Source organism: Lentzea miocenica, from assembly GCF_033949945.1.
GTDB classification, from domain to species: domain Bacteria; phylum Actinomycetota; class Actinomycetes; order Mycobacteriales; family Pseudonocardiaceae; genus Lentzea; species Lentzea miocenica.
The window spans coordinates 46,706-61,208 of record NZ_JAXAVW010000034.1; the positions used below are offsets into that span (position 1 = coordinate 46,706).

11 protein-coding genes are annotated in these 14,503 nt (G+C 70.1%); 3 read left to right on the forward strand and 8 right to left on the reverse strand.

What is annotated here, in order from left to right; translation table 11 throughout:
- Nucleotides 1-27 precede the first annotated feature (27 nt).
- From SK803_RS34655 to SK803_RS34665, 3 genes are all read left to right on the forward strand, one after another.
- On the forward strand, nucleotides 28-1,515 hold the full coding sequence (locus tag SK803_RS34655; RefSeq protein ID WP_319970404.1) for a DUF1349 domain-containing protein: 1,488 nt from the start codon (nucleotides 28-30) through the stop codon (nucleotides 1,513-1,515).
- A 79-nt stretch (nucleotides 1,516-1,594) separates the two neighbouring features.
- Entirely contained in the window at nucleotides 1,595-2,536 is a 942-nt protein-coding gene (locus tag SK803_RS34660; RefSeq protein ID WP_319970405.1) for a hypothetical protein, read from the forward strand.
- Between the two features lie 61 nt (nucleotides 2,537-2,597).
- The gene (locus SK803_RS34665; RefSeq protein WP_319970406.1) at nucleotides 2,598-3,008 is read left to right on the forward strand and encodes a Calx-beta domain-containing protein; all 411 of its coding nucleotides are present in this window, start codon (nucleotides 2,598-2,600) and stop codon (nucleotides 3,006-3,008) included.
- Here the strand turns inward: SK803_RS34665 and SK803_RS34670 are convergent.
- The 8 genes from SK803_RS34670 to gntD (SK803_RS34705) form a co-directional block, all read right to left on the reverse strand.
- Nucleotides 2,986-5,781, reverse strand: coding sequence for an AfsR/SARP family transcriptional regulator (locus SK803_RS34670; RefSeq protein WP_319970407.1), 2,796 nt, complete (start codon nucleotides 5,779-5,781; stop codon nucleotides 2,986-2,988). The two genes, SK803_RS34665 and SK803_RS34670, sit on opposite strands and share 23 nt — an antisense overlap.
- A gap of 87 nt (nucleotides 5,782-5,868) precedes the next feature.
- Entirely contained in the window at nucleotides 5,869-7,299 is a 1,431-nt protein-coding gene (rox, locus tag SK803_RS34675; RefSeq protein WP_319970408.1) for a rifampin monooxygenase, read from the reverse strand.
- Between the two features lie 159 nt (nucleotides 7,300-7,458).
- On the reverse strand, nucleotides 7,459-7,689 hold the full coding sequence (locus SK803_RS34680; protein WP_319970409.1) for an MbtH family protein: 231 nt from the start codon (nucleotides 7,687-7,689) through the stop codon (nucleotides 7,459-7,461).
- A gap of 13 nt (nucleotides 7,690-7,702) precedes the next feature.
- The gene (gene gntD, locus SK803_RS34685) at nucleotides 7,703-8,734 is read right to left on the reverse strand and encodes a guanitoxin biosynthesis L-enduracididine beta-hydroxylase GntD (RefSeq protein WP_319970410.1); all 1,032 of its coding nucleotides are present in this window, start codon (nucleotides 8,732-8,734) and stop codon (nucleotides 7,703-7,705) included.
- On the reverse strand, nucleotides 8,721-9,839 hold the full coding sequence (gene vioD / locus SK803_RS34690) for a capreomycidine synthase (RefSeq protein WP_319970411.1): 1,119 nt from the start codon (nucleotides 9,837-9,839) through the stop codon (nucleotides 8,721-8,723). The genes gntD (SK803_RS34685) and vioD overlap by 14 nt, the downstream gene beginning before the upstream one ends.
- A gap of 14 nt (nucleotides 9,840-9,853) precedes the next feature.
- On the reverse strand, nucleotides 9,854-11,638 hold the full coding sequence (locus tag SK803_RS34695) for an ABC transporter ATP-binding protein (RefSeq protein ID WP_319970412.1): 1,785 nt from the start codon (nucleotides 11,636-11,638) through the stop codon (nucleotides 9,854-9,856).
- Nucleotides 11,631-13,478, reverse strand: coding sequence for an ABC transporter ATP-binding protein (locus SK803_RS34700; protein WP_319970413.1), 1,848 nt, complete (start codon nucleotides 13,476-13,478; stop codon nucleotides 11,631-11,633). The genes SK803_RS34695 and SK803_RS34700 overlap by 8 nt, the downstream gene beginning before the upstream one ends.
- A gap of 14 nt (nucleotides 13,479-13,492) precedes the next feature.
- Nucleotides 13,493-14,503 carry a guanitoxin biosynthesis L-enduracididine beta-hydroxylase GntD gene (gene gntD / locus SK803_RS34705; protein WP_319970414.1) on the reverse strand — a complete coding sequence of 337 codons (1,011 nt, stop codon included), beginning with the start codon at nucleotides 14,501-14,503 and terminating at the stop codon, nucleotides 13,493-13,495.

The window sequence follows — 14,503 nt, forward strand, 5'->3', positions numbered from 1 at the left end:
TTACGCGCCGCTGCCTAGAACTGACGCATGCCGACCACCGAACTGCTCCGGCGGGAGTGGACCGCGTTCCGCCGTCCCGCCCGGCTCGTCGCTCTGACCGCCGCGGTCCTCATCGTCATCGCACTGGGCCTGCTGTACGCCGTGGGCAACCGCTCGTCGTGCGACGGTCCGTGCCCGGGAGTTCCCACCGCCGACGACGGTTCCGCCGTGAGCGACGCGTTCTGGTTCCGGCATCGCGACCTCGGCGAGACGGGCAGCATCACGGTCCGGCTGACCTCGATGACCGGGACGATCACCTATCCGCCGCCTGACCACGACGAGATCGTGGCGGGGCTGGTGCCGTGGGCGAAGGCCGGGATCATCGTCAAGGACGGTGTGCGGCAGGGCTCGCGGTACGCGGCGCTGATGGCGACCGGCAGCCACGGCGTGCGCTTCCAGCACAACTACCGGCACGACGTCGCAGGGAGTACGGGAGGCGTCACCGAGCAGTCACCGCGCTGGCTGCGCCTCACCCGTGCGGGCGACACCATCACCGGCTCCGAGTCGGCCGACGGTGAGCGCTGGAACACCGTCGCGACCGCCACGCTCGACGGGCTCCCGGCCACCGTGCGGGTCGGCCTCTTCGCGACCTCACCCGGCGACCTCACCCTCCGCGAGATCGGTCTCGGCGGCGCGATCGAGGAGGTCAGGTTCACCCAGGCCGTCGGCGTCTTCGACAACGTCACCGTCGAGGGCGGCGCCGGCGGCACGTGGCAGAGCGAGTCGGTCGGCGACATGAACCACACCGACTGGGAGAAGTTCCACAACGCGTCCGGGGCGGTGGAGAAGGACGGCGTCGTCACGGTCAGCGGCACCGGCGACATCGGCCCGGTCAGCGACCAGGGTGCACGGGGTGTCGAGAACACCTTGAGCGGACTGGTGATCGCGCTGATCATCGTGATCGTCGTCGCGGCCCGCTACGGTGCCCGCACGGCTCGCGACGGCTCGTCCCGGCCGGTGATCGCCGCACGTGCCGCTGTCGTCGGGGCGGCCACGTTCGTCACCGGTCTGGTCGCCGCCGGTGTCGTCCTCCCGCTGAGCACCGCGATCCTCAAGAGCAACGGCGTCCCTGTGCAGCCGGTCTCCGTGCTGACCACCGTGCGGGTGGTCGTCGGCCTCGCGGCGGTGCTGGGGCTCTGCGCCGTTCTGGCCTACGCGCTCGGCGTGTGGGTGCGCCGCGGCTGGGCGGCTGTCCTCATCGGACTGTCGCTGATCGCGCTCCCCCGCGCCGTGACGGCGTTGCCGCTGCTGCCCGACCCGGTCTCCGAGTGGCTGATGCGGATCACCCCGGCCGCCGCCTTCGCCGTGCAGCAGACGATGGTGGAGTACCCGCAGGTGATCGCGCACTACGCGCCCTCGGCCGGGTACTTCCCGCTCCCCTGGTGGGCAGGTCTCCTCGTGCTCTGCGCGTACACCGCCGTCTTCGCACGGGTAGCCGTCAGCCGCGCACCGGCCGCGGAGACCGACTGGCGCTAGCGACAACATCACCACAACGTCGCCACAACGCCACCCAGGTACTCCTTCGATCAGCAGATCACAACCGAGGGAGGACATGGTGAAAGCCAAACTGGCAACGGTGCTGGCGGGGTTGCTCGCGGTCGCGACGCTCATCGCTCCGGCCGTGAGCGCCACGCCGTTCCAGCGCGACGTCTACATGCGCGACAACGTGAGTGACATCGGCAACGAGCCCAGCACCGGCAGCATCTACTTCAGCCCGGACATCAAGGTGTGCTCGACGCCGGTGCCGTGTGCGGTGTCGCAGAACCCCGTGGTGGGCGTCAACAACTACGTGTTCGTCACGTTGAGACGCAAGCCAGGCGCCATCGGCAACGTGGACGGCAGCCTCCAGCTGTACCGCAGCAACCTCGGTGGCGGAACGGCCTGGCCGGCGGGCTGGACGTACATCGGCACCGCGGGTGCCACGGTGCCGGTGAGCGGCACGACGGTGATGATCACCTGGCCTGGCTGGAACGTGCCCGGCCCCGCGCACTTCTGCCTGCTCGCCCGATGGGTGTCGAACGCGGACCCGATGACGTTCGCCGAGGGCAGCAACACCCAGCTCAACGCCCAGCGGAACAACAACATCGCGTGGCGCAACGTCGACTCCGTGCAGGTCCGCCCGTTCGAACCCGTCCGCGTGCCGTACACGATCGGCAACCCCGAACGGACCGACGCCAGGCAGAACCTGATCCTCGAGCAGCCCAGGCCGTTCGCCGGCGCGATCACGATCGATCTCGGCCAGGAGCTCACCGCACGGTGGAAGGCCGCCGGAGGAAGGGCCACCGGCGTGAAGCGGGTCGGCGAGACGCAGTTCCAGATCATCGACACCAAGGCACGCATCGACGGGCTGACGCTCAAGGCCGATGAGCGCGTCCAGATCGCGCTGACGTTCTCGACCGACGAGGAAGCGGAACCGGCAGAGCTGCACGTGCGCCAGGTCGACGTCCAGGGCACGGATCTCGGCGGAGCGCAATACCTCATCAACGAAAAGGACTGAGTATCAACCTCGGTGGGTCCGTCTCCGTTGTTCGGAGACGGACCCACCGAAGGGGTTGTCAATGAGAACGATCATGGTTTTACTGCTGCTTCTGCTCGGGATCGTGCCCGCGCACGGAGCAGCCGACTGCGACCCGCCGGACTGCCCGGTCGTCGTGGACGCGATCGACGGTCCGGTGCACGAGACGGCGGACACCTACACCGCGGTGCTGAAACTGCGCAACGGCGCGGCGAAGCAGAACGTCGAGGTGGCCTACAAGTTCGTCGACGGCACCGCGAAGCAGGGTGAGGACTACCAGGCCATGCCACGCGGAACGGTGACGATCAAGGCGGGCGCGAGCCAGGCCGGCGTGCCGTACACGGTGCTGCGCGTGACAGGGCAACAGAAGAAGTTCACCCTGGAGATCACCTCGGTGAAGCAGGGCCAGATCGGCAAGCGCGTCGCGGTGTTCACGATCGCCGGCACGAGGTGAACAGCGTGACGGCCTGAGCCCAGTGCCTGGCAGCCTCGGTCCACCGCCCGCACCGGCCCTCCAGGTCGGCGAACGTGCGGTGGACCTGGGCCTGCTCGAACTCCTCCTGCGCCTGGGCGCGGGCCGCCAGCGCCGCCGAGAGGTGGTCGCGGGCAGCGGTGAGGTCGCCCAGTGCGAGGGCGGCCTCGCCGAGGTGGCGCAGGGTCGACGCCTCGCGGTGCCGATCACCGAGCGCGCGGCACACGCCGAGTGCGTTCGTCAGGCACTCCCTTGCCACGGCTGGATCTCCGAGCGCGAGCTGGGTGACGCCGAGGCCGGTCAGCGCGTCGGCCTCGAAGCGGTGGTCGGTGATCTCCCTGCTGATCCGCAACGCGTCGCCGAAGTAGCGCAGCGCGGGCTCGAGGTCGGCGAGCTGGTGGAAGGCGTTGCCCAGCGACATCAGCGTCGCCGCCTCCAGCCGGGAGTTCTCCTTGGTGCGGAAGGTTTCCAGCGCCAAGAACAGCGGTGAGGCCGCCAGGTCGGGCCGGCCCATCCGGACGTAGGTGTAGCCCAGGTTGCGCCGGGCCAGCGCCACGCCGACCTCGTCGCCCGCGGCCTGGTGGACGCGGGTCGCCGCCTGGTACGACTCGAGCGCCAGGCCGAACTCGCGCAGCTCCGAGTGCGCGTTGCCGATGTTGTTGTGCAGCCGGGCTTCCCCGCGCAGGTCGCCGGACTCGCGCACCAGGGCGAGCGCTTGTCGTTGCACCACCATGGCTTCGTCGACGCGTGAGGTCATCTGCAACGCGATGCCAAGGCCGCGCAGCATCTCCGCCTCTGCGCGCTGATCGCCGAGCGCGCGGGCGGCCCGGACGGCGTGCTCGCACTGTTCGACGCGTGCCGCCCAGTTGCCGCGTGCCTCGAAGTAACTCGTCAGCAGGTACGCCAGCTGCCACGTCTCGCGGTGCAGGCCCAGGCGCGCCGCCAGCCGGATCACGTGCAACAGGTTGTCGCGTTCCGCGTCGAGGCACGCCAGCACCTCGACGCGATCCGCGGCGAACGGGAGGTCGTCACAGTGTGGTCGTGTCACGAGATCGTGGCGCGGGTTCAGCACCTGGCCGGCCGCGTGGGCGATCGTCAGGTACCGGTCGAGCAGGCGCTCCACGCCGTCGCCGATGTCCCCGCTCTGCCGGGCGAACAGCCGGATCAGGTCGTGCAGCGCGTACCGGCCGTTCCCCATCTCGCTGACGAGGTGCGACGCGACGAGCTCGTCGAGACCCGGCCCCAGCGCGTCGGCGAGGTCGGCGGGGAAGTTCGCGCCGGGATGTTCGCCGAGCACGCGGAACAGCCGTGCCGCCTGCGGGCTCAGCGTGCGGTGGGCGCTGGCGAACACGGTGCGGACCGTGCGGTCGTCCCCGTCGACCGTCAGCACGTCCAGCGGGTCGTTGCGGGTCAGCTCGCGCACGAGGTCGGCGATCCGCCGGCCCGGCCGCACCGCGAGACGCGCGGCCGCGATGCGCAACGCGAGCGGCAAAAGTCCACAGTGGACCGCCAGTTCCCTGGTCGCCCCGGATTCCGCACGCACCCTCGGTTCGCCGAGGATGCCGGTCAGCAGGGCGTGCGCCTCCGGTTCGCTCAGCAGGCCGAGGCGCACGGTGTGCACGGCATGGCGGGTGCCGAGCGCCGAGAGCGTGTCGCGACTCGTGATCAGCAGCAGGTTCCCCTGGTCGCCGGGCACGAGGGGCAGCACGTCCCGCGCACGGCGGACGTCGTCCAGCACGATGAGAACCCGCTTGCCGTGCAACAAGGTCCGATAGAGCGGAGCCGGGTCGGCGGGCACCCGGTCCGCCGGGACGCCGAGGCTGTGCAGCATCTCGGTCATCGCCTGCGCGGGCGTGAGCCGTTGCAGGTCCAGGAAGACCTGTCCGTCCGGGAAGCGGTCGGCCACGCGATGCGCCCACTCGACGGCGAACGTGGTCTTGCCGACCCCCGCGACACCGGAGACCACGACGATCGGCGGCAGCCCCGCGAGCGCGGCGAACTCGGCGGCGCGGCCGGTGAAGTGACCGGCGCGGGCGGGCAGCTGGGCTGGCTTCTGGGCGGGCTTGGCACTGTGCAGCACGGGATCGCGGCGGAGGATGGCGGTGTGCAGGGCGGTGAGATCCGGGCCGGGGTCGGCGCCGAACTCGTCGGCGAGCCGGCGTCTCAGTCGCTGGAAGACCTCGAGCGCGTCAGCGTGCCTCCCGTCGAGGTGCAACGCCCGCATCAGCAGGCCGACGAGCCGCTCCCTGGTCCGGTGGCCGGCTACCAGCCGTTCCAGTTCCTCGATCGCGTTCGGATGATCGAGCCGATCGGCCCAGTGCACCTCCAGCGCGACGATCCGCTGTTCCCGCAACCGATCGATCTCCGCACGGCCCCACCCGAACAGCTCCGTGCCCGCCAGCGGTTCACCCCGCCACAGGCTCAGATCCCTGGTGCGTTCGAACGCCTTCGCGTCGACCGACGCGTCGAGCTGGTAGCCGGTCGGTTTGGTCATGAGCGCGCCGGGCATGCCGCAGTCGGCCAGCGCCTGCCGCACCCGCGCGACGTGACTGTGCAACGACCGCACGGCCGTCCGTGGCGGATCGTCGCCCCACAGCACGTCCACGAGACGGTCGATCGGAACCGGTGTGCCCACGCGCAGTGCGAGCACCGCGACGATGCTGCGCTGCCGGGCACCGCTCAGGATCGCGCGGCCGTGCGGGCCGCACACCTCGACCGGACCGAGGATCCGGACCTCACCACCTGGTGCGCCCACATCGCGTTACGTTAGCTCGCGCAATGCCCTGGTGGCAGCGCTGATCGTGGGACCTGACAGGCAGTTTCCGGCCACGCCACCGGTCTCTCAGCCGACGGGCTCGCCGAACCAGCGCGCGAGGTGGTCGTTCAGGTCCTGCTGGTCGTCGCCGATCCAGGCGACGTGTCCGTCGGGCCGCAGCAGGAGGGCCGGAACATCAAGTGCCGCGGTGGGATCCGCGATGACGTCGACCCGGTCCGACCAGCCCTCCGCGGACAGGCGTTCGGTGCGGTCGAGGACCAGGCCCCGGCCCTGACGCAGTTGGTCGAAGAGGCGGCCCTGTTTCAGGTCGACGTCGGGCAGGCGGCGGCCGAGCAGGTCGGGGCCCGCCCCGAAGTCGTAGCGGATGCCGAGCGCGGTGATCTTCTCGATCAGGTGCCGGTTCACCTCGTCGATGCCCATCAGTTCGGTGAGCAGCCTGCGCACCGACTGCGGGCCTGCTTCGGCGGACGACAGGAGCACCTGGGCACGAGTGTTGTTCAGGACGTCCTCGGCGACCGCATGACGTTCCGTCTCGTAGGTGTCCAGCAAGCTTTCCGGCGCCCAGCCGCGGATCTGCCCTGCCAGTTTCCAGCCGAGGTTGACCGCGTCCTGAACGCCCAGGTTCAGGCCCTGGCCACCGGCCGGCGGGTGGATGTGCGCGGCGTCGCCCGCCAGCAGCACCCGCCCGGCCCGATAGTGCTCGGCCTGCCGGGTCGCATCGCCGAAGCGGGACAACCAGCGCGGCGAGTGCACGCCGAAGTCGGTTCCGGCGACGGCACGCAGCTGAGTTTTGAAATCTTCGATCGTGGGCGGTTCCGTGCGATCCTCGTTGACCCCCTTGGCGGGGATCACGACGCGGTAGATGCCGTCACCGAACGGTCCGAAACTGAACACCTTGTCGGTTTCCCGGATTTCGGCCACCTTCGCGGCGATCTCCTCCGGCGGCGCACTCGCTTCCAGCTCGCCCATCAGCGTTTCGTTCCGCGAGGGCTCACCGGGGAAGCCGACACCGAGCAGTTTGCGCACCGTGCTTCGCGCGCCGTCACAACCCACGAGATAACGCGTCCGCAGCCGTTCGCCGTCGGCCAGGTCGACGGTCACGCCCTCGTCGTCCTGCTCGAAACCGGCCACCGCACAACCGTGCCGGACCTCCGCGCCCAGTTCGGCCGCGTGTTGTTCGAGCAGCTGCTCGACGATCGGCTGCGGGATGCCCAGCAAGTAGGCGTAGGCGGAATCCAGCCCTTCGGGCGCGGGCGTGGGGATGGCGGCGAAGATGCCACCGACCGGGCGCTGCCTTCCGCGTTCGAGAAAGCGGTCCAGCAACCCGCGCATCGCCATGATTTCAAGACTGCGAATGTGCAGGCTTACTATTCGAACAAACGACGACGCGGACCCTGGTTCCTTCTCCAGAACGAGTACCCGCACGTCGTGCAGCCGTAGTTCGGCGGCCAGCATCGCGCCGGTCGGACCGCACCCGGCAATGATCACATCGAACATGAACCACCCGTTCGGTCAATTCGCTGATTCGAGAATTCCGCGGTCCCGCACATCGGCGGCCGAGTGTGGTGGACCCCGGGTTCTGCCGCAAGCGATTTCAACGGCGTTCAGCGAATCGACGTGGCCCCGCCTCACCGAAGAAGGCGGGGCCACGCGTCGTCAGCGCCCGGCCGCCTGGCGGTCGAGCTGCTCGCGGACGCTGCGAGGGCGCATGTCGGTCCAGTGCTGGTTCACGTAGTCGAGGCACGCCTGGCGGGTCTCCTCGCCGTGCACGACGGTCCAGCCGTCGGGGACCGAGGCCAGCGTCGCGGGCCACAGGGCGTGCTGGTCCTCGTTGTTGACCACGACGAAGAAGCGGCCGTCCTCGTCGTCGAACGGGCTTGTGCGCATCTGAGGACTCCTCTTAGTAGATGGTGCGGTCGTTGGCGGTGCGGCGGTGCGCACGCGACTTGCGGAGGTCGCGGGCGATGTTCAGTCGGGTGAGCCAGCGGTCGGTGCCGTCGAAACGAGCGGTGAACGGCTCACGGCCGTGTGTTCCCCGGTAGTTGTCCAGGAACAGGACCTCGCCGGGCTTCAGGGCGTAGCCGGCGATGTTGGCGTCGATCGCCTTGACGATCGTGTCCAGCGCGGCGGCGGCCTCGGGGTCGGAGGCGGGTACCTCCATGAAGTAGGGGTCGAGGCGCAGGTACGGGTCCTCCTGCGGGCCGAACAACACCGCGATCGGCTCGGGGTTCGCGTCCAGGCCGGTGATCCACTCGTAGCTGCGGTCGCGCAGGCGGCGCAGCTGCTCGTCGCCGTCGTCGTGCTGGCGGTTCTCGGCGAGGTGGGAGCGGTCCGGGCGGATCGGGAAGCGTTCCTGGCGCAGCACCTCGACGACGTCGGCGGGGAGGTCGACGCCTTCCAGCGAGCCGTAGGTGGTGTTGACGCCGTCGGGGTTGCGCAGGCACATCAGGCCCACGTAGTCCGTGCGCATCGGGTGGAAGGCGTCCTCGATGTGCCAGGTGAGGAGTTCCTCGCTGCCCGAGCCGAGCTGCTCGTACTGGTGTTCCTTGATGGGGAACACGTCGTGCAGCAGCCTGCCGTCCTGCTGCGTGGACCACGCGATGGGGTCGCCGAGCAGCGACGCGCACAGGTAGAAGAACAGGTCCTCGGCCAGCGTGGGCCTGCCCTCGCCGCCGCAGTCCTTCCAGTGCGCCGGGGTGGGTCCGATGCGGTCGTCGTCGATCGGGTAGCCGCCGACGACGCACAACGGGTGGGGCTCGGTGAGGCGGAACTCGATCAGGCCGGCGCGCAGTGCGCGGGGCAGTTCGTGGGCGATGACGGTGGCCTCGCGCACGAACGCCGGGTTCTCGACCGTGCGGTAGCGCTCGGCCAGCGTGGCGACGAGGGCGTCGGCCTCGGCGACGTCGGATGCGGACAGGTCAATTCTGAACACGGGCTTTCTCCCCTGCGAGTGCGAGCGTTTCGAGGCCTCGGGTGAACGAGGCGGTGGGGCCGCCGTAGCCCAGCCGGACGCGGGCCGGGTCCCCGAAGCACGACCCCGGCACGAGCAGCGTGCGGTGTTCGCGGGCCAGGTCGTGGCAGAAGTCGGTGGTGTCGTGGTGGCCCAGCAGCCGCGGGAACGTGGACGCGCCGCCCATCGGCTCCGGCAGGTCGATCAGGTCAGGGTGGTCCGCTGCCCACTGGCGCAGCAGCCCCAGGTTGTGGCGGGCCTGCTCCATGCGCGGGCCGACCAGGAGGTCCGCGTTGCGGGCGACGCGGGTGGCGAGCAGCTCGACCAGGGGCGACAGGTGCAGCGTCATGCGGTCGCGCAGGTCGAGGGTGCCGCGCAGGACGTCGTGCGGCCCGATCGCCCAGCCGACCCGCAGGCCCGGCAGGCCGTAGCCCTTGGACAGGGTGCCGATGGAGATGGCCCTGTCGTAGTCGTGCACCGGGTCGACCAGCGGCTCGCCCGCGACGACCATCTCGCGGAAAGCCTGGTCCCACACCAGGTACGCGCCGGCTTCCGCGCACACGGCGACCAGTTCGTCGCGCTGGGCCGGGGTGAGCGACGCGCCGGTCGGGTTGTGCGGGAAGTTCACGACCACGGCCTTGGCGCCGTCGACGACCGCACGCAGGTCGGCGAGGTCGGGGCGGAAGCCGTTCTCCGGCCGCAGCGGCCACACCCGCAGGTCGCAGCCCATGGTCCGGGCGATCGACGTGTGCGTGTGATAGGTCGGCTCGGTGACGACGATGGCGTCGCTCGGCTCCAGCAAGGTGCTGAGCACGAGGTAGATCGCCTCGCTACCGCCGTGCGTGACCATGACCCGATCCGGGTCGCCGGTCCCCCACTGCCCGGCGATGGCGGTGCGCACTTCCTCGCTGCCGAACGACGTGCTGTCGCGGAACACCACGGCGTCGAGCTCGGCGGCGTCGATGCCGAGCATGGCTCGCAGTTCGGCGAGCGAGTAGTCCTCGACCCCGCTGCTGCCGATGTCGTCGTCCACCGCGAAGTAGTACAGACGCATCCAGTCCTCGAGGGGCGCTGGTTCGAACTTCATCAGGACGGCTCCTTTCAGCGGTAGGCCGAGGACTGCAGCTCGTACAGCTCGGCGTAGAGGTCGGGGTGGGCCATGAGTTCCTCGTGGCTGCCCATTTCACGGACGCGGCCGCCGTCGAGGACGACGATCAGGTCGGCCATCCGCACGGTCGAGAAGCGGTGCGACACAAGAAGAGTCACCGTTCCCCGGGACTTTCCGGCACGCGCCGCCTGGGCGAAGCGCTCGAACAGCGCGTGCTCGGTCTGCGGGTCGAGCGCGGCGGTGGGCTCGTCGAACACCGCGAGCAACGGGTCGGTGCGCAGCAGGCCACGGGCGAGCGCCAGCTTCTGCCACTGGCCACCGGACAGCTCGACACCGCCGTCCCACGCCCGGCCCAGCTGGGTGTCGAGGCCGTGCGGCAGACCGTCCACAACGGACTCCGCACCCGCCCGTTCGAGAGCTCCGTGCAACGCGGTGTCGTCGTCGATCAGGGCGGTGTCGGCCACGCCCACGGCCTCGCGGGCGGCCAGTTGCAGCTCCACGAAGTCCTGGAACGCGCCGCTGAGCCGGGTCCGCCAGTCACGGGTGGGGATGCGGCGCAGGTCGACGCCGTCGACCAGGATCTCGCCGCCGTCCGGTTCGTAGAAGTCGCACAACAACTTCACGAGGGTGGACTTTCCCGCGCCGTTCTCCCCCACCAGCGCCACCACGGACCCGGCCGGCAGGTGCAACGACACGCCGTCCAGGACAGTGCGCTCACTGCCCGGATAGCGGTAGGTGACGTCGGCGAGGTCGATGCCGCGGCTCAGCGACGCCGGCGGGGCGGAGGGCTCGGCCGGGCGCTTGCCGGCGCTCGCGGCGAAGCGCTCCAGCCACACGTAACGCCGGGCTTGCTTGAGACACCAGAGGAAGTCGCCGCTGTAGCCCACGGACGAGGCGACCACCGCGGCCATCTCGATGGTGAGCGCGACGACCATCACGACGTCACCGGGAGTGGCCCGGCCCTCGACCGCGAGCCAGACCACCAGCGCGATGGCTCCGACGAACCCTGCCGCGTTGATCACCGCGTCGATGCTCTTGAGCGCGGCCCCGCGCCAGGCCGCCCGGTTGCGGGTGTCGAGCACCTCGTCGGACACCTGGTGGTGGCGGCGGATCAGCTCGCGGGTGAGGCCGAAGACGCGCAGTTCCTTGCCGGCACCGGCGGTCGTGCCGATGTCGAACAGGTGGCGGCGCAGCCGTTCGGGTTCGCCGGTGTCCTCCTGGGCGTCGGCGGCGAGGTCGTTGGCCCGGCTGGTGATCCACAGCGAGATGAACGCCAGCAGTGCCAACGAGATCAGCGCCGGGTGGACGTCGGCGAGCAGCAGCGCCGTGGCGCCGAAGCCGACGAACGCGCTGATCAGTCCGGCCGTGGCGTTGGTCATCTCGGCGAGGCTCTCGCGCTCCTCGCGCAACAGCTGGATCTGGTCGAGGTACTTGGGGTGCTCGTGCGGGGCGAGGCTGTCGATCCCGCCGAGCAGCCGCATGAGCGTCCGGTCGGACAACGCCTGGGTGCGTTCGAGGACCGCGAACACGCAGTGGGCGTTGTAGTACTGGCCGACGACGAGGAGCCCGGTGGCGGCGGCGATGCCGAGCCCCGCGGTGAGTGCGAGGTTCAGATCGCCCACACGGGCGGCGTCGACGAGAACTCCGGCGCTGTAGGCGATCAGGGGGCCGGTGAGTGCGAGCGCGATCTCGGTGAGGATCTGGAACACCGCGTACCAACGCGCCGCGCGGAACCCGAAGCTGATGGTGGTGACGAAGGCCCGCCAGGTGTCACGCATCGCTGCCCTCCGCGGGCTGGAAACGCTCCGCCTGCAGGCGGAACAGGTGGGCGTAGCGGCCGTCGAGGTCCATCAGCTCGTCGTGGCCACCGGCCTCGATGACACGGCCGTCGGACACGACCACGATCCGGTCGGCGCGCCGCACGGTGGAGAAGCGGTGCGAGATGAGGATCGTGGTGAGCCCCTTGGTCAAGTCCAGGAACCGTTCGTACAGCTCGGCTTCCGCGCGCACGTCCAGTGCCGCCGCCGGCTCGTCGAGCACGAGGACCTTGGCTCCCGCCTCGACGGCGAACATCGCGCGGGCCAGTGCGACGCGCTGCCACTGCCCGCCCGACAGATCGACGCCGTCGGTGTAGGCCTGCGACAGGACGGTGTCCCAGCCGTTCGGCAACGACTCGATCAGGTCGCCGATCCCGGCCCGTTCGGCGGCGCGGCGCAGCATGTCCTCGTCGCCCGCGTGCTCGGGAGCGCCGAGGCCGATGTTGTCGCGCACCGGCAGGTGGTAGCGGGTGAAGTCCTGGAACAGCACGGCCACCCGCCTGCGCCACGCCTCGGGATCGAGCGAGGCGAGGTCGGCGCCGTCGACGGTGATCTTGCCGCCGACGGGCTCGTAGAACCCGGCGAGCAACTTCACCAGCGAGGTCTTGCCCGCGCCGTTGTCACCGACGATCGCCAGCGACTGCCCGGCGGGGATGACGAGATCCAGTCCGGTCAGGACTTCCCGCTCCGAACCCGGATATCGGAACGCCACGCCCTCGTAGCGGATCTCCTGCGCGGGGACGTCCGCGCCGACCGGAAGGCCGGACTCCGGAGGTGAGCTGTCCGCGAGGCGCTTCTCCAGGGAGAGCACCTTGGGCACGGTGACGGCGGCGTGCGACAGGTACAGGTGCTCGTCGCCGACGGCGTACTCGTTCGCGTTGGCCAGGGCCTCCACGAACACGGCCAGAGCGGCAAGCGTCAGGTCGCCCTGCACCGCGGCATAAGCCAGCAAGCCGTAGGACAGCACGTTGATCACCAGGATCGCGGACGCGGAGCCGAGCACCATGCCGGGCCGGGGACGGCGGGCCCGGCGGATCGGGCCGACACCGGCCTGCCACAACGTGTCGAACCGCGTGACGAGCCAGTCGAGGATCCCCCAGAGCCTGACTTCCTTGGCAGACGGTGGATCCAGCGCCAGGTCCCGGACGTACTCGGCCTGGCGCAGCTGCGCGCTCTGCCCGAACCCCTCCTCGCCGACCCGCAGGTAGTCCCGCTGCATCCGGTAGACGATGATCGGCCAGACCACCAGCCACAGCAGGCCGAGCCACCAGTGGAACCAGGTGAGCACGGCCGCCGAGCCGATGGCGCGCAGCCACGACGTGAGCACTTCCGGCAGGGCCTCGACGGTCTGGCCCGGCCGGTGCGCGCTCATGCCGAGACCCCGCACGATGCGGACCTCGTCGATCACGTCGGGTGCCTCGAGGTGCGCGATGCCCCTTGGCCGGGCCAGCGCGCCGAGCACGACCTCCTGCAGGTACCGGTCGACGTCGCGGCCGAGCGTCGACACGGCGGCCCGCAGCAGCGGGGACGTCAGTCGCTCGACCAGGATCGCGATCGCGACGACGACCAGCAGCGTGCCCACCCGGCCGGCGGCGGCCGAGTCCGCGCCGTCGCGCGCGGCGCCGGGAATGGCGCCGATGAGCAGACCGGTGAGGACGGCGATGCCGATGGGCAGCACAGCGCTCACCGCCACCCCGCCCGCCAGGAGCGCCGTGCGCGGCCGGCTGACCCGCGGCAGGACTCTGAGGACGGCGAGGATGCCCTTGGCGGTGGGCGGGAGGCTGTGGAGCGGGTTGGGCATGGGTTCCGTATCCGTCAGATGAGACGTGCGGTCGCCGAGGCGCGCCGCTCGTGGGACTTCCGCAGGTCCGTGGTGATGCTGACCCGCTTGAGCCAGCGGTCGGTGCCGTCGTAGCGGGCCTGGAACGCCTGCCGTCCGTGCGCGAGGCGGTGGTTGTTGATGACGAGGATGTCGCCCGGCTCCAGTGCGACGTCCAAACAGGACGCTTCCAGGAGTTCGTTGACCGCGTTCATGGCCTCGCGCGCGGCGGGATCGCGAGGGGTCTCCATGAAGTACGGGTCGAGACGCATGTACGGGTGCTTGCGCGACCCGTAGAGCACGGCGACGCGGTTGTCGTCGGCCTTCATCTCGTCGATCTCGGAGAACTCGGCGTCGACGCCCTTGGTGACGTTGTGCTTCGCCAGGTGCGAGTCGTCCGGCCGGATCAGGAAGTTCGGCTCGTGCAGGAGCTCGAGGTGCTCGGCGTCGAGCGACGTCAGATCCGGCTCCGAGACGATCGTGGCGATCTTGTCGGGGTTGCGCAGGCACTCCAGCAGCAGGTAGTCCGCGCGCCACGGGTGGAACGCGTCCTCGGTGTGCAGCGTGAGCGTGTCGGTGCTGCCGATCCCCATCTGCTCGGTCTCGAAACCCTTGATGGGGAAGATGTCGTGCACCAGCCGGGCGTCCTGCTGGGTCTTCCAGCCGAACGGCTCACCGAGCAGCGAACCGTGCAGCAGGATCAGGATCTCTTCGGCGAACTCGGGCGTCGGCGTCGGCCGGCCGCGCCAGTGCTGCGGCGTCGGGCCGATGCGCGCGTCGTCGAGGGCGTGACCGCGGATCACGCAGTAGCCCAGCTGGTCCTCGAGCGCGAAGTCGCGCAGGAAACGGCGCTGGCCCACGGGTAACTCGGCGGCGAGCAGCGGCAGGTCGCGCAGCAGCTGCTCGTCCTCCGGACCCGTGTACTCCTTGGCGATGCGCAGTGTCAGGTTCTCTACCTCAGCGGCCTCTTCAGCCGACAGGTGGTAGATCCTTTTGGGCGTGGACAA

Bases quoted from the DNA above. Each gene is read 5' to 3' on its own strand.
- SK803_RS34665 (WP_319970406.1), top strand. From the start codon at position 2,598: ATGAGAACGATCATGGTTTTACTGCTGCTTCTGCTCGGGATCGTGCCC.
- SK803_RS34680 (WP_319970409.1), bottom strand. From the start codon at position 7,689: ATGCGCACAAGCCCGTTCGACGACGAGGACGGCCGCTTCTTCGTCGTG.
- SK803_RS34655 (WP_319970404.1), top strand. From the start codon at position 28: ATGCCGACCACCGAACTGCTCCGGCGGGAGTGGACCGCGTTCCGCCGT.
- SK803_RS34695 (WP_319970412.1), bottom strand. From the start codon at position 11,638: ATGCGTGACACCTGGCGGGCCTTCGTCACCACCATCAGCTTCGGGTTC.
- vioD (WP_319970411.1), bottom strand. From the start codon at position 9,839: ATGAAGTTCGAACCAGCGCCCCTCGAGGACTGGATGCGTCTGTACTAC.
- rox (WP_319970408.1), bottom strand. From the start codon at position 7,299: ATGTTCGATGTGATCATTGCCGGGTGCGGTCCGACCGGCGCGATGCTG.
- SK803_RS34700 (WP_319970413.1), bottom strand. From the start codon at position 13,478: ATGCCCAACCCGCTCCACAGCCTCCCGCCCACCGCCAAGGGCATCCTC.